This window comes from Gordonia ajococcus, assembly GCF_012974285.1.
GTDB classification, from domain to species: Bacteria; Actinomycetota; Actinomycetes; order Mycobacteriales; family Mycobacteriaceae; genus Gordonia; species Gordonia amicalis.
Map to the genome: position 1 here is coordinate 3,909,604 of NZ_CP052884.1, position 14,119 is coordinate 3,923,722.

Annotated in this window: 14 protein-coding genes; 5 read left to right on the top strand and 9 right to left on the bottom strand. The window is 66.2% G+C overall.

Features of this window, described 5'->3' with window-relative positions; all coding sequences use genetic code 11:
- Nucleotides 1-200 precede the first annotated feature (200 nt).
- The 5 genes from GAA2_RS17875 (at nt 201) to fdhD (ending at nt 3,393) form a co-directional block, all read left to right on the top strand.
- On the top strand, nt 201-593 hold the full coding sequence (locus tag GAA2_RS17875; protein ID WP_006434603.1) for a phage holin family protein: 393 nt from the start codon (nt 201-203) through the stop codon (nt 591-593).
- On the top strand, nt 590-1,336 hold the full coding sequence (locus GAA2_RS17880) for an SIMPL domain-containing protein (RefSeq protein ID WP_159404898.1): 747 nt from the start codon (nt 590-592) through the stop codon (nt 1,334-1,336). Before GAA2_RS17875 ends, GAA2_RS17880 begins: the two co-directional genes overlap by 4 nt.
- A 162-nt stretch (nt 1,337-1,498) precedes the next feature.
- A complete protein-coding gene (locus GAA2_RS17885; protein WP_159404899.1) occupies nt 1,499-2,014 on the top strand; it encodes a hypothetical protein in 516 nt (171 codons plus the stop codon).
- A gap of 55 nt (nt 2,015-2,069) precedes the next feature.
- A complete protein-coding gene (dtd, locus tag GAA2_RS17890) occupies nt 2,070-2,519 on the top strand; it encodes a D-aminoacyl-tRNA deacylase (protein ID WP_159404900.1) in 450 nt (149 codons plus the stop codon).
- Nucleotides 2,520-2,535: 16 nt separating this feature from the next.
- Nucleotides 2,536-3,393 carry a formate dehydrogenase accessory sulfurtransferase FdhD gene (gene fdhD, locus GAA2_RS17895; protein WP_006360186.1) on the top strand — a complete coding sequence of 286 codons (858 nt, stop codon included), beginning with the start codon at nt 2,536-2,538 and terminating at the stop codon, nt 3,391-3,393.
- On the opposite strand, the gene GAA2_RS17900 is transcribed toward fdhD, so the two are convergent.
- The 9 genes from GAA2_RS17900 to secY all read right to left on the bottom strand — a co-directional run bounded on the left by GAA2_RS17900 (nt 3,383) and on the right by secY (nt 14,087).
- Nucleotides 3,383-4,495 (bottom strand): ABC transporter ATP-binding protein, encoded by a 1,113-nt coding sequence (locus GAA2_RS17900; RefSeq protein WP_024497742.1) that lies wholly within the window; start codon nt 4,493-4,495, stop codon nt 3,383-3,385. The genes fdhD and GAA2_RS17900 overlap by 11 nt on opposite strands.
- A gap of 56 nt (nt 4,496-4,551) precedes the next feature.
- Complete coding sequence (locus GAA2_RS17905; RefSeq protein WP_159404901.1) at nt 4,552-5,868, bottom strand: ABC transporter substrate-binding protein; 1,317 nt, start codon at nt 5,866-5,868, stop codon at nt 4,552-4,554.
- Nucleotides 5,869-5,920: 52 nt separating this feature from the next.
- Nucleotides 5,921-6,757 (bottom strand): carbohydrate ABC transporter permease, encoded by an 837-nt coding sequence (locus tag GAA2_RS17910; protein ID WP_024497740.1) that lies wholly within the window; start codon nt 6,755-6,757, stop codon nt 5,921-5,923.
- Nucleotides 6,754-7,671 carry a carbohydrate ABC transporter permease gene (locus GAA2_RS17915; RefSeq protein WP_006360190.1) on the bottom strand — a complete coding sequence of 306 codons (918 nt, stop codon included), beginning with the start codon at nt 7,669-7,671 and terminating at the stop codon, nt 6,754-6,756. The genes GAA2_RS17910 and GAA2_RS17915 overlap by 4 nt, the downstream gene beginning before the upstream one ends.
- Before the next feature lie 130 nt (nt 7,672-7,801).
- Complete coding sequence (locus GAA2_RS17920) at nt 7,802-9,895, bottom strand: bifunctional lysylphosphatidylglycerol flippase/synthetase MprF (protein WP_159404902.1); 2,094 nt, start codon at nt 9,893-9,895, stop codon at nt 7,802-7,804.
- Between the two features lie 2 nt (nt 9,896-9,897).
- Nucleotides 9,898-11,289, bottom strand: a complete 1,392-nt coding sequence (locus GAA2_RS17925) for an alpha/beta hydrolase (RefSeq protein ID WP_316249304.1) — start codon at nt 11,287-11,289, stop codon at nt 9,898-9,900.
- A 100-nt stretch (nt 11,290-11,389) separates the two neighbouring features.
- The gene (gene map / locus GAA2_RS17930) at nt 11,390-12,184 is read right to left on the bottom strand and encodes a type I methionyl aminopeptidase (protein WP_159404904.1); all 795 of its coding nucleotides are present in this window, start codon (nt 12,182-12,184) and stop codon (nt 11,390-11,392) included.
- Between the two features lie 23 nt (nt 12,185-12,207).
- Complete coding sequence (locus tag GAA2_RS17935; RefSeq protein ID WP_024497736.1) at nt 12,208-12,762, bottom strand: adenylate kinase; 555 nt, start codon at nt 12,760-12,762, stop codon at nt 12,208-12,210.
- Nucleotides 12,759-14,087 (bottom strand): preprotein translocase subunit SecY, encoded by a 1,329-nt coding sequence (gene secY, locus GAA2_RS17940; protein ID WP_024497735.1) that lies wholly within the window; start codon nt 14,085-14,087, stop codon nt 12,759-12,761. Before secY ends, GAA2_RS17935 begins: the two co-directional genes overlap by 4 nt.
- Nucleotides 14,088-14,119: the final 32 nt, after the last annotated feature.

The window sequence follows — 14,119 nt, forward strand, 5'->3', positions numbered from 1 at the left end:
GTCCGCAAGGACCTGCACCCGGTGCGAGCGTCTCCGGATCCGCGTGGGGGCACGCGAACACCGGCACGCGAGACGCACCGACGATCTATGTTACGCGAACTGCGAGAACAGTCCAAATGCGTGCCGATCTACCCGGCCATCCACATGGTTCGGACACGAGACCACGATTTCGGCACGACCGTACTGGCAGACTGTTGCCCATGCTGGCATTTCTGGTCCGCACCGTGTGCACCGCGGTGGCGTTGTGGGTGGCGACGCTGATCGTCCCGGGCATCGAGTTCGTCGGCGGGTCGACGACGGCCGAGAAGATCGGGATCGCACTGGTCGTGGCCGTGATCTTCGGCGTCCTCAACGCCTTCGTGAAGCCGATCGTGCAGATCATCTCGATCCCCTTCTACATCCTGACGCTGGGGCTCATCCACATCGTGATCAATGCATTGATGTTGGAGATCACCGCGTGGATCACCCGCAACACCACGCACTGGGGTCTCGAGGTCGACGACTTCTTCTGGTCGGCCATCTTCGGCGCGATCGTCGTCTCGGTCGTGGGCTGGCTACTCGCGCTGCTGATGCGGGACCCGGTCGATCGATGAGCGCCGCGAGGAAGACCCTCGAGGGCCTCAGACGCCTCGGGGGCGTGGCCGTCGCCGTCCCGGCGCTGTCTCTCACGCTCGCCGCGTGCGGCAGCGACGCGGCCGTCGATCAGGAACGGTCGGTCACCGTCGTCGGCTCCGGACAGGTCAGCGGCGCCCCCGACACATTGCGCGCCGACATCGGCGTCGAGTCGACGGCCGGCGACGTGACCACCGCGGTGAACGAGACGAGCGAGAAGATCCGCGCGGTCACCGACGCGATCGTCGGCGCCGGTGTGGAACGCAAGGACGTGGCCACCCAGCAGGTCTCGGTCACCCCGCAGTACTCGAGCCCGGTCCCCGGCGGTTCCGGTCAGATCAGCGGATATGTGGCGACCAACTCCATCCGGGTCACCATCCGCGACATCTCCACGGCCTCGACGATCCTGAGCGCGGCCGCCACCGCGGGCGGCGACAACACCCGGATCAGCAATGTCGCCTTCGCCATCGACGACGATTCTCAACTCCTCGAGGAGGCCCGGGAAACGGCGTTCAACGACGCCCGGGGGCGCGCCGAGCAGTACGCCTCGCTGGCCGGCGACGATCTCGGCAAGGTCCTGACCGTCAAGGAGACGACCAGCGGCCAGGAGCAGCCCGCCTCCCCCGGTTCGTTCGAGCGCGATGTCGCCGCAGCCCCCGTCCCCATCGAACCCGGCGAGCAGGAGCTGACCTTCACGGTCACGGTGACGTTCGCGCTCAACTGAGCTCGTTCGACGTGATGCGCACCCGAATTGCCCGGTGCGCGAAGAATCTTCGCCACGGATCGACAACAGCTGGGTCACAACCCGATAACACCGCCGGAACGCGGTTTCTACCGTGAGGGGGGCCGGGGAATAGGAGAGCGGAGTCTAGCGAAGGAGATTGTCATGACGGGTATCCGAGTACGCGCACTCACCGCCACCGGTGTCGCCGCAGCGGCCGCACTGGTCGCGACCCTGGGGGTCACCGCGCCGGCCGACGCCGCCGAGACCAAGTCGCTGAAGGTCTCCGGCGAACTCGAGATCGCGCCGGACCCCGAGATCCTCGAGATCACGGCCGAGGGCACCACCGACGCGGAGGGCAAGACCACCGGAACCTACGTCGCGACCCTGCTGGCCGGTGACGACGACAATCCCCTCCCGTTCAAGGTGAAGGGACCGATCACGTGCATCCACACCGAGGGCAACACGGCGTCGCTGGTGTACCCGATCACCGGCACCGAGCCCAACCTCGTCCCCGCTCCGCTGAAGGACGCACTCGCGGTGCAGATCACCGTACGCAAGGGCGCAGGCGAGGACGACAACAAGGTCGGGGTGAACGGCCCGGCACCCACCGCCTCCTTCCGTGGATGCAAGCCCGCGGCCACCCCGTACGAGTTCGACGGGGACATCGAGATCAGGTAGCTCTCCGGGTCTCCCCTGTCGCGAAAGAGCCACGCGCGCCTGGCATCCTGGACCGGTGCGAGCCGTCATCCAGCGAGTCAGTCAAGCCCGCGTGAGCGTCGACGGCGAGGTCGTCGGCGAACTCGACATCCCGGCCGGCGGTTCGGGCCTGGTCGCGCTCGTCGGCGCCACCCACGACGACACCGCCGACCATGCCGCGAAGCTGGCTGACAAGATCTGGCGGTTGCGGATCTTCAACGGCGACGACGGCCCCGAGAAAGCCGCCGCCGACATCGACGCCCCGATCCTGGTCATCAGCCAGTTCACCCTGTACGCCAACACCGCCAAGGGACGACGCCCGTCCTGGAACGCCGCGGCCCCGGGCCCGGTGGCCGAGCCGCTGGTCGACGCGGTCGCCGACGCCCTGCGCGCCGCCGGGGCAACCGTCGCCACCGGCCGGTTCGGAGCGAACATGCAGGTGAGCCTGGTCAACGACGGACCGGTCACCCTGATTCTCGACGTCTGACGACTAGGGTCGAACCGTGGGACGAATAACCGCACGCCGGCGCGTCACCCGCATCCGACGCGATGCGGCCCCGACGCAGCGTGCCGACACCCTCGCCGTCGAGGAACCGTTGGAGATCCGCGTGGGCGGTCGACAGCTGAGCGTCACCATGCGTACCCCCGGCCACGATTTCGAACTCGTGGCCGGATACCTCGTCTCCGAGGGTCTCATCATCGCCGGCAGCGACTACTCCACCGCGCGGTACTGCGCGGGTACCGACTCCACCGGCGCGAACACCTACAACGTCGTCGACGTCTCGCTGGCCGCCCACGTTCGGCCGCCCGCATCCGGCGTCGTCCGCCACAACACCATGACCAGTGCCTGTGGTGTCTGCGGGAAGGACAGCATCGAGTCCGTCCACACCGCGTCGGCCCACGACCCGGCGGCCGACACCTTGACCGTCGACGTCGACACGCTGCTGGGTCTCCCCGACCGTCTACGCGTCGAGCAGGACGTCTTCGACAAGACCGGCGGGCTCCACGCGGCGGCGCTCTTCGACGCCGACGGCGAACTGCTCGTCGTCCGTGAGGACGTGGGCCGGCACAACGCCGTCGACAAGGTCGTCGGCTGGGCGGTCCTCGCCGACCGACTCCCGTTGACCGGCACCGTCCTCCAGGTTTCCGGCCGGGCGAGCTTCGAACTGGTGCAGAAGGCCGCGATGGCGGGCATCCCGATGCTGAGCGCGGTGTCGGCGCCGTCCTCGCTCGCCGCCGATCTCGCCGACGAGCTCGGCATCACCCTGATCGGGTTCTCCCGCGGCGAGTCGATGGTGGTCTACACGCGGCCGGATCGGGTCGTCGCCGTCGACGAACACGCCGGGATCGTCACGAGTTGAGGTCGTGGCGCAGCGGATCGTCGAGTGCGGCACCGGTGACCGGGTCGAACCAGTAGGTCTCGGAGGGCTCCGGCACCAGACCGACCACGTCACCGACATCGATGGTGCGCCGATGGTCGACGCGAACGACGATACGGCTGTTCCGCAGCGGGACATCGGCACTGCAGTAGACGAACTGTTCGGCGCCGAGTTCCTCGACCAGATCAACCGTCCCGCGCAGCGCCCCGTCGTGCGAGACCGTCGAGACCGTCCACGATTCGGCGCGGAGTCCGACGACCACCTCCGAGGAGTTCGCAGCGGCGAGGACGGAGTCGGGCACCGGTAGGTGTGCCGCGCCCAGACGCACGACACCGTCGTCGATGCGGCCGTTGATCAGACACATCTGCGGCGACCCCATGAACGATGCGACGAACAGATTCGACGGCCTGGAGTAGATCTCCCGCGGAGTGCCCACCTGCTGCAACACACCATGGTCGAGGACGGCCACCCGGTGCCCCATGGTCATCGCCTCGATCTGGTCGTGTGTCACGTACAGCGTCGTGACACCCAGTTCCCGCTGCATCGCGGCGATCTGCGCGCGGGTGCTGACCCGCAGCTTCGCGTCGAGGTTGGACAACGGCTCGTCCATGCAGAAGACCTTGGGACGCCGGACGATCGCACGTCCCATCGCCACCCGCTGCCGTTGTCCCCCCGACAGTTTGGCGGGCTTCCGGTCGAGAAGATGTGCGATGTCGAGCATTTCGGCGACTTCGGCCACACGCTTGCCGGTGTCCGGCTTGCTCATACCGGCATTGCGGAGGGCAAAGCCCATGTTGTCGGCGACCGTCATGTTCGGGTACAGCGCATAGTTCTGGAACACCATTGCGACGTCGCGCGCCTTGGGGGCCATCCCGACGACGTCGACGCCGTCGATCAGGATGGCCCCCGATTCGACCGACTCCAGGCCCGCGACCATCCGGAGGCTGGTCGACTTACCGCAACCCGACGGGCCGACGAGCACCATGAACTCGCCGTCGGCGACGTCGAGATCGAGCGAATCCACCGCGGGTGGTAGGTCGTCGGCGAACCGCCGGGTCGCCGCGTCGAAGGTCACTGAAGCCATGAACTATCGAATCCTGCCCTGTGTCTTGCTGTCAGAGATGGTTACGGGGTGCGTGATCAGTTCGGCAGCTTGGACTTGATCTGTCCGTCGTAGATCCGCTGCAGCTGCTGCTGCACATCGCCGAGGGTCTTGGTGACATCGGCGTTGCGCAGACCGATCTGCTCGTAGCCGGTGCCGATCACCTTGTCGGCGCCGGGCAGGAACACCCGGGCGTAATCCTGCGACTTGGTGTTCGGCAGCTGCTCGATGGCGGTCTTGAAGTTCGGGTTCTCGGCCAGGAACTTCCTCATCGACGGGTCGTCGGCCGCCCCGGTCCGCACCGGCATGTAACCGACGTTCTGCGAGAAGTACGCGGTGTTGGCGGTGTTGGTGAAGAAGTCGATGAACCTGAGCGCGTTCACCTTCCGCTCATCGGAGATCTTCGCCGGGATGGCGAGGCCGGCGCCGCCGGTCGGGCAGCCCTTTGTTCCGTCCGGCGCAGGCAGGAAGGCCGTGCCGAAGCTGAACTTGGCATCCTTGGTGACACCGGAGAGGTCACCGGTCGACGCGATGGTGGACGCGATGATCCCGGCACTGAAGTCGGCGGCGATGTCGTTGGAGATCGCGGCGTACTTGTCCTTGTTGATCGAGTCGGACAGATACTGCGCGGCCTCGATCGTCTTGGGATCGGTGAACTTCAGGTCCCACTGGTCGGAGTAGGCACCACCGAAGGTCCAGGTGGGACCCTCGAAGGTCCAGCCCAGGTAGTCGGTGGCGTTACCCCAGCCGTGGGCCTTCTTGCCCGAGCCGACGACCTGCTGGATCCGCGGACCCCACTCACCGAACTCCTGCCAGCTGGCCGGACCGCGATCGGGCAGTCCGGCCTTCGCCCACACGTCCTTGTTGTAGTAGAACAGCGGCGTCGACCGGGCGTACGGCAACGCCCAGTGCTGATCATTCCAGTTGTAGTCCTCGACCAGCGAGGCAACATATTCCGAGGTGTTGACGCCGGCCTTGCCGAACAGGTCGTCGAGCGGCGTGATCGCGCCCTGCAGAGCGAAGTTGAACCACCACACATCCGACAGGACGACGATGTCGGGCACCGATCCGCCGGAGAGCGCCGCATTGAACTTCTGGGCGACCTCTTCGTAGTTCTTGCCGCCGTCCACGAGCTTGACCTTGATGTCGGGGTTGGCGGCCTCGAACCGGCTGATCAGTTCCTTCTCCACATCGGCCGATTTACCGGGGTGATTCGACCAGAAGGTGAGGGTGTTGGCGTCTCCGCCGGCGGAATCGCCCCCGCTGTCTCCGGAACCGGCACAGGCGGCCAGAGTGAGACCGGCGGCTGCGGCGGCTGCCGCGGCGAGAAAGCCCCGGCGCGAGAGATCGGTCATGGTGTCATACCCCTTTGTTCGTTGTTCGTCGGATACGTGGAGCCCGTGCTGGTCATCCTTTGACCGCACCGGAGGTCAGGCCCTTGATCATCTGGCGTTGCAGTACCAGGAACACGATCAGGATCGGGAGCATCGCCAGGACGGTCGCGGCCATCACCGGTCCCCAGTTGGTGACGCCGTCGTTGTTCTGCAGCTGCGTGAGACCTACCGGCAGCGTTGCCACCGAGTAGTCGTCGGCCATCAGGAACGGCCACAGGTACTCATTCCATTCGTTGACCAGGGTGATGAGCGCGAATGCGACCATGGTCGGGATCGAGATCGGCAGTACGACCCGCAGCAACAGCCGGACATGACCCGCGCCGTCCATCCGAGCGGCCTCGATGATCTCGGCGGGGATGGACAGAAAGTGGTTGCGCATCAGGAAGGTGCCGAAGGCGACACCGGCGAGCGGGAGGATGATGCCGATGAAGGTGTTCCGGAAGCCGAGTTGCGCGACCAGGGAATAGTTGGTGATGACGGTGATCTGATTGGGCACCATCAGCGCTGCGATGATGAGGATGAACACGACGTTCTTGAAGGGAAACCGCAAGAACACCAGCCCGTAGGCGCTGAGCACGCCCAGGACGAACTTCGCCACGGTCAGGACACACGTGACGATGACGGAGTTCCGCAGGAACTGCCAGAACGGCACGGATGTCGTTGCCTCCGTGTAGTTCTCGGGGTGCCAGCTGGACGGCCACCAGACCGCCGGCTGGACGTAGATCTCGGAGCGGTCCTTGAACGACGCCAGGACGATCCACACCAAGGGCAGCGCCACCACGACCACCACCAGCACCATGGCCGCGTAGCCGCAGGCGGTCACCAGACGATGCCTGCTCACGTCGTTCATCGACTCTCCCGATCCATGACACGCACCTGCGCAACGGTGATCACCAGCAGGACGACGAACATGATGGTCGCGACCGTGGCACCGTAGCCGGCTCGAAAGTTGCGGAACGACTCCTCGTAGACCTGGTAGACCATCGTGGTGGTGCCGTTACCCAGAGGTCCTCCCCGCGTCATCACGTTGATGATGTCGAAGACCTGTAACGAGTTGAGCATCACGGTGATCGACAGGAAGTACGTCGTCGGACGAAGCTGCGGCAAGAGCACCCGGCGGAAATGGGTTGCCGCACTGGCACCGTCGATCTGGGCGGCTTCGTCGAGGTCGACCCGTCGCGCCTGCAACGCGGCCAGGTAGATGACGAACGTGTAGCCGATGTTCTTCCAGAGATAGGTGACCGTCACCATGAACAGTGCCCAGCCGGGCTGCTGGTAGAAGTCCGGTGCAGAGCCGAGGCCGAATCGGGTCATCAGGTCGTTGATGAGACCGAAATGCGGATCGAAGACGAACTGGAACGCGATGCCGATCGCCGCACCGGAGATCACGAACGGCGCGAAAACCACCGAACGCACCAGGTTCCGACCTCGGAGCGCCCGGTCGAGCAGCATGGCGAGCACCAGTCCGATCAGCATGCTCCCCGCCACCGCGACGACGGTGAAGACGACGGTGTTCGAGACGATCGTCCAGGTATCGGAGCGCGTCGCCCACTCCCGGTAATTCGACCACCCGATGAAGGTTGCCCCCGGCGACGAGATGTTCCAGTCGTAGAACGACATTCGGATGTTCTCGATCAAGGGACGGTAGGTGAACACCCCCAAGAGCACGAGATTGGGGCCCACGATCGCCAGAAAGAGCGCATAGGTGCGCCACGGACGTCGGCGCCCCACTTGGGGAAGGACTCGTTCGGTGACCGCGGGCACCCGGGGGAGTATTCAGATCGATTCGGACATCCCGCGAACGAGTCGGGGGTGATCCGGTGACAACTGGGTGTCCGGTGGGTGTCACAACCGGTACGGTCGTCCAGGTCGAGCGTACCGGTTGCCGGGCGGCCTACGCCTCCTTGCCGGCCGCCGCGAGCTTGAGCAACTGCCCGGCGGTGGCGTCGGGCAGATAGGCGCGCGATACGGCCAAACCGATGCGGGGAAGATCACCTTCGTCGCGAACAGCCAGGTACACGGGCTCGTAGCGCGGATTGAACTTCTTCTTGAACGTGTGCAACGACCGGAAGCCGTAGTAAGGTTCGAGCGCTGCGCCGAGCGCGTCGAGCAGTTTGTCGAGCGGCTCGGGATCGAAATCCCCGGTGCGGGCCAGCGGCGCACCCGACAGCGAGATGAACTGTGCGCCCTCGTCTTTGAACGCGACAGCCGAGGAGGCGATGAGGTACTCGACGACGGGACCGAAACCGTCGGTCCGCCGCCGCATGATGTCGAGGGTCCAACCCGCAACCCCGCCGCCGGGCCCGTACACGGGGAGCCACGACAGCACACCGTGGACGTTGCCGTCCGGATCGACGGCGAGGGCGACCCGCACCGCGGGGTCCATCGCCTCCTCCACACTGCCGAGCGTGAAACCCATCTCCGGTAAGCCCTTGTCCCCCACCCATTCCTCGGAGATGGCGCGGACCTGGGTACGCACGGCGAAGGACTCGTCGGCGAGGGTCACCATCTTCATCGAGATGTCCTGCTTGCCGGCCTTGTTCATCGCCGACCGCACGTGTTGCCACGGCTTGCCCTTGAACTCGAGGCCGGGCAGGTCGACGATCGTGTCCTCCGCAATCTGCACGCTGAGCCAACCGCGTTCGGTGACGATCTCCGATGTCGACGACCCGATGGAGAACCAGCACGGCGTCGCACCGGATCGCTCCGCGAGCTCGATGAAGGCGTCGACCGCCGCCTTGCCCCGCTCCGGTGCGCACACCGGATCTGCCAGTGCCAGAAGGGTCCCGACGTGGTTCTGGTAGGTGACCACCGACTGCCCCGCGGAATCATCCGCACTGCCGGTGAACTGATAGGAATTGCCGGGCCAGGTCGTCATCCACGACATCGTGCCGCCGCCGTGTTCACGCAGGAGCGCCTTGACCCGGTCGACCGGGTCGGCGTCGGGGTCATCTCCCGCGCCCACATGCCGCACCCGCCACGGGACGGCGAACGCGAACCGGCCGGGGATCAGGATGGCGAGCAACAACGCCCACAGCAATGTGGTTCCCAGTGTCACCGCCCCCTCGGTGGAGACGTCGGTGAAGATGACGAGGACGACCGTCAACACCGTCGCGACGACGTTCACTGCGCCGATCACGACCGCGACCCACCAGGCCCAGCGCTTTCCCCGCCGCAGCTCGCCGGCGATCAGCACGTTGATCACCAGACCGATCAGCATGGTGAACACTGAGGCGTCGCCCGCGTCGGTCGGGCCCAGCGGGCCGTCCCCGGGGAACAGGAAGACCATCAGGTTCGCCGCCGCGATCACCAGCAGCGCGGCACAGCCCAGCATCCGGACCTCACGCCGAGTGCGCGGCATGTAGCCGCGTTCCTTGATGGCGAAGAACTTCTCCCCGATCACCAGCATGATGACCGCTGCGAGAACGTATTCGACGGAGGCGAGCGTCCCCTGGAACAGGAAGGCGATGGCGACAACCGCACCCATCAGCACACGCACGCGCAGGCGCCACGGTGACCGGACGGTCGCCGAGGCCACCGCGACCGCGGACACAACCAGGGCGCCGACACCGGTCCCCCGCGAATCGGCCAGCTCCTCGGCCCACCGCCAGGAGGTGACCTCGGTCGACAACAGCCACAGCAGACCGACGGTCAGGAAGCCGGCGACGAGGTGGCCGCCGACGCCGACCAGGATCGCCTTCACGGTGCCCAGTTGCCACTCGGCCCAACCCATTCCGACGATCACGACCACGAACGCGATGACGTACAGCCACGGGCCGGGTTCGACGAAGGCGGAGCTGATCGGCGTCCACCACTTGCCCTCACGCAGAGCGGGCAGACCGAAGGCCACCTCGTGATACCAGGCCTTGTCGTTCGCCCGGCTCCAGAGCGACCCGGTCGCCACCCCGACGACCGCAAGCGCGATGGCGAGCGCGGCGGTGAACGGCAACCGGCGGACAGCAGAGGACCACGACACGTCGAAGTGCATGGTCAACCGTACGACGGCGCGCTGCCCCGCAGTGCCTCCTTGTTCGGCAATGTCCCGTATTCGATGCGCTCCGGGCGATTTCGGCGCACAACTGGACCATGCGTCGGCTGTCCGGGTGGCCCGAGCCCGAGACGTTGGGCGAGCCATGGCGTTTGTTGCCGGAGAGCAACTGCCCACGCCGTGAAAGTATGCCCACCGGGAACCTCGGAGTAGTGGACGTCCATGCCGGCCGCCCGCGCCGCCCGGTACGACGTCACCACCGCCGGCCGGGTGGAACGGTCACCGCGTCCGACGACGAACGCCCCCGCCGAGTCGGGGTAGCGCCGGCTCGCCAACAGATGGAGAGGTGTCACCGCCCGGAAGGCCGCCGCGTCGCCCCCGAACGCCGCGTCGACCGTGGTCTTCGTGGAACCGAGAGACGGTTCGGCGTCGCCGGAGAGGTCCAGGAACGTCGGGTACATCCCCGGACGGGTCGTGGCCAGCTGAAGTGCGCACGTGCCGCCGTACGAAAGCCCGCCGATGGCCCACGCCCGCCGGTCCGTCTCGGCGACGGGAAGTGTCCTGCGCGCCCAGCTCGCGACATCGTCGGTCAGATATGTCGCGACCCTCCCCAGCCGGGAATCCAAGCAGAGCGGGTTGCCGAAGATGCTGCCGGTGCCGTCGGCCAGGATCACGATCGGTGCCAGGCCGTCGTGAGCGCTCGCATAGGAATCCATGGTCGCCGCCAGCCGGCCCCCGAACAGCCAATCCTCCGGCGAACCGGGCTGACCGGCCAGCAAGACCAGGACCGGAAGCCGAGGTGAGACCGGATCGAAGACGGCCGGCGGCAGGTAGACCTTGGCCGGTCTGGCTCGGAAACCCGAAACGGTACCGGGAATCCCGGCCGTCAGAATCCTCCCGTGACGTCCGGTGTCGCGGGACGGGCGCCATTCCGGCAGATCGACGACTCGCTGATGGTGAGCGACCTGCGCCACCGAGACGGTCGGGGCACCCTCGTCGTGAATGAGCGCACCGACGGTCGGGTACCAGGCATAGAACGTGTTGACGTGCGAGAGCCCGAGCACGACAGCCAGCACTGCGGCCAATACGGTCACAGATCTCTGGACGACGCCGCGTCCGGCGACGAGACGGGGCACCGACAGCAGCAGGCCGAGAACGCCCGCCGCACCCCATGCGCACACCGCCACGGGAACCGATTCGCCCCAGGAATGTTCGATGAAACGACGCACCAGCAGGGCCAGCACGACTGTCACGGCAATTGTCACCGGAACCACCACGAACAGATGGCGCTTCCGGGGCGAGAGAATCAGCCAGAGGACCGCGACCACACCGAGGACCGTCACCGTCAGCGGAATCCAGCCGCCGATGATCGACAGACCTACGGCATCACCCATCGCCATGGACCTCCCCAGCAGATGACCCGGCCAGGTTAGCACTGCGGGACGCCGACAGCGGGGGCCGATGGCGGCGTTCAACACCCAGAGGGCGAGAATCTCATTCCGGGCGGGGAGTCAGAATCCGCGGACCGTCTGCGGTGACCGCGACCGTGTGTTCCCAGTGGGCGGCGCGAGATCCGTCGTCGGTGACGACCGTCCAGTCGTCGGCGAGGACAGTGGTGTCCACGGTGCCGAGAGTCAGCATCGGCTCGATCGCGAGCGTCGACCCGATCACCAGCAGCGGGCCCTTGCCCGGCGCGCCCTCGTTCGCAAGGAACGGGTCCATGTGCATCTCCCGGCCGATGCCGTGACCGCCGTACCCGTCGACGATGCCGAAGGGACGGCTGAACTTCTCCTCGGCGGCGCGGGTACCGAGTTCGATCGCATGGGAGATGTCGGTCAGGCGGGCGCCGTCGACCATGGCGGCGATACCGGCCTCCATCGAGAGCCTGGTGGCCTCGGACAGCTCCGCATCGGCCTGCGACAGCTCTCCGACACCGAAGGTCCAGGCCGAGTCGCCGTGCCAGCCGTCGAGGACCGCACCACAGTCGATGGACACCAGATCGCCTTCGGCGAGAACGACATCGGCCGACGGGATTCCGTGGACCACGACCTCGTTCACCGAACTGCAGATCGATCCCGGGAAGCCGTGGTAGCCCTTGAAGGACGGCACGGCCCCGGCTTCGCGGATCACCGTCTCGGCGACCTCGTCGAGGTCGAGGGTGCTCACCCCCGGCTTCGAGGCGGCGCGAACGGCCACCAGGGCTGCTCCGACGACCGCGCCCGCCGCCGCCATCGCATCCAGCTCGCCGGCGGAGCGGAACGGGACGCGCTTACGTTTACGAAAGCCCATGAGCGGACGCAGTCGGCGGGACGTCAGGAAACGCCGGCGCCGAGAGCGCTCAGCACACGCTGGTGGACATCCTGGATGTCGCCCACCGCGTCGATGGTCTTGACCTGATCGCCGTAGTAGTCGAGCAGGGGCGAGGTCTCCTTGGTGTAGACGTCCATCCGGTTGCGGATGACCTCTTCGGTGTCGTCGGCGCGGCCACGGGCCAGCATGCGCTCGACGACGACATCGGTGTCGACGACGAAGGACAGCACGGCGTCGAGCGAGGCGTCGAGGTTGGCCAGGATCTCCTTGAGCGCGTCGGCCTGCTCGGTCGAACGCGGGAATCCGTCGAGGATGAAGCCCTTGGTCGCATCCGGCTCGCTCACGCGCGCACGGACCATGTCGACGGTGATCTCGGACGGGACCAGGTTGCCTGCGTCGAGGTACTTCTTGGCCTCGATGCCGACCGGGGTGCCCTGGGAGATGTTGGCGCGGAACAGGTCACCGGTGGAGATGTGCGGGATGCCGAGGGCTTCGCTCAGCAGTTCCGCCTGGGTGCCTTTACCTGCGCCGGGGGGGCCGAGAATAACGAGTCTCACTTGAGGAATCCTTCGTACTTGCGTTGCATCAACTGACTGTTGATCTGTTTCATCGTGTCCAGACCCACACCGACCATGATCAACACGGCCGTGCCCCCAAATGGCAGGTTCTGGACGTTGCCGCTGTTACCGATCTCGAGGAACAGGTTCGGCAGCACCGCGATGATACCGAGGTAGATCGAGCCCGGCAGAGTGATGCGGCTGAGCACATAGCCCAGGTACTCCGCGGTCGGGGCGCCCGGCCTGATGCCCGGGATGAAGCCACCGTACTTCTTCATCTCGTCGGCGCGTTCCTCCGGATTGAACGTCACCGCCACGTAGAAGTACGTGAAGAAGATGATCATCAGGAAGTAGACCGCGATGTAGACCCCGTTGCTGGGATCGGTCAGGTACCTGGTGACGTATTCCTGCCAGGTCGACTGCGTGCCGTCGGTGCTGCGCGTCAGTTCGACGATCAGCTGCGGCAGGTACAGCAGCGACGAGGCGAAGATGACCGGGATGACGCCGGCCTGGTTCACCTTCAGCGGCAGGTAGGTCGACGACCCGCCGTACATCTTGCGGCCGACCATGCGCTTGGCGTACTGCACCGGGATGCGGCGCTGACCCTGCTCGATGAAGACGACGCCGGCCACGATGATCAGCGCGGCGACACACACCAGCGCGAAGACGAGTCCGCCGCGGGAGTTCAGGATGGTGCGACCCTCGGCCGGGATGCGAGCGGCGATACCGGCGAAGATCAGCAGCGACATGCCGTTGCCGATGCCGCGTTCGGTGATGAGCTCGCCGAACCACATGACGACACAGGCGCCGGCGGTCATGACGAGCACGATGATCGCGAGACCGAAGATGCTCGAGTCGTTGAGGACCTCACCGCTGGTCGCACAGGACTGAGGGAGGAGCTGACCGCGGTCGGCGAGGGCGACGATGCCGGTCGACTGGAGAAGTGCCAGCGCCACAGCCAGATAACGCGTGTACTGCGTCATCTTGGCCTGACCGGCCTGGCCTTCCTTGCGCAGCTGCTCGAACCGTGGGATGACCACCGTGAGCAACTGGACGATGATGGACGCCGTGATGTACGGCATGATGCCGATCGCGAACACCGACAGCTGCAGCAGCGCGCCGCCGGAGAACAGGTTGATCAGGGAGTAGACCGAGCTCGACTCACCGTTCGAGACCTCGTCCAGACATGCCCGCACGGCCTGGTAGTCCACGCCGGGCGACGGCACGGTCGCACCGAGGCGATACAGGACGATGATGCCGAGAACGAAGAGGATCTTCTTCCTCAGGTCCGGCGTCCGTATGGCCGCGAAGAGGGGGGAAAGCACTAACTCCTCCTAGGAACGACCACGCGAGGTCT

What these genes read in the sequence shown, in the direction of transcription:
- GAA2_RS17920 (WP_159404902.1), bottom strand. Translation starts at nt 9,895, where the DNA reads ATGCACTTCGACGTGTCGTGGTCCTCTGCTGTCCGCCGGTTGCCGTTC.
- GAA2_RS17910 (WP_024497740.1), bottom strand. Translation starts at nt 6,757, where the DNA reads ATGAACGACGTGAGCAGGCATCGTCTGGTGACCGCCTGCGGCTACGCG.
- GAA2_RS17880 (WP_159404898.1), top strand. Translation starts at nt 590, where the DNA reads ATGAGCGCCGCGAGGAAGACCCTCGAGGGCCTCAGACGCCTCGGGGGC.
- map (WP_159404904.1), bottom strand. Translation starts at nt 12,184, where the DNA reads ATGGGCTTTCGTAAACGTAAGCGCGTCCCGTTCCGCTCCGCCGGCGAG.
- GAA2_RS17875 (WP_006434603.1), top strand. Translation starts at nt 201, where the DNA reads ATGCTGGCATTTCTGGTCCGCACCGTGTGCACCGCGGTGGCGTTGTGG.
- GAA2_RS17900 (WP_024497742.1), bottom strand. Translation starts at nt 4,495, where the DNA reads ATGGCTTCAGTGACCTTCGACGCGGCGACCCGGCGGTTCGCCGACGAC.
- GAA2_RS17885 (WP_159404899.1), top strand. Translation starts at nt 1,499, where the DNA reads ATGACGGGTATCCGAGTACGCGCACTCACCGCCACCGGTGTCGCCGCA.
- GAA2_RS17905 (WP_159404901.1), bottom strand. Translation starts at nt 5,868, where the DNA reads ATGACCGATCTCTCGCGCCGGGGCTTTCTCGCCGCGGCAGCCGCCGCA.
- GAA2_RS17925 (WP_316249304.1), bottom strand. Translation starts at nt 11,289, where the DNA reads ATGGGTGATGCCGTAGGTCTGTCGATCATCGGCGGCTGGATTCCGCTG.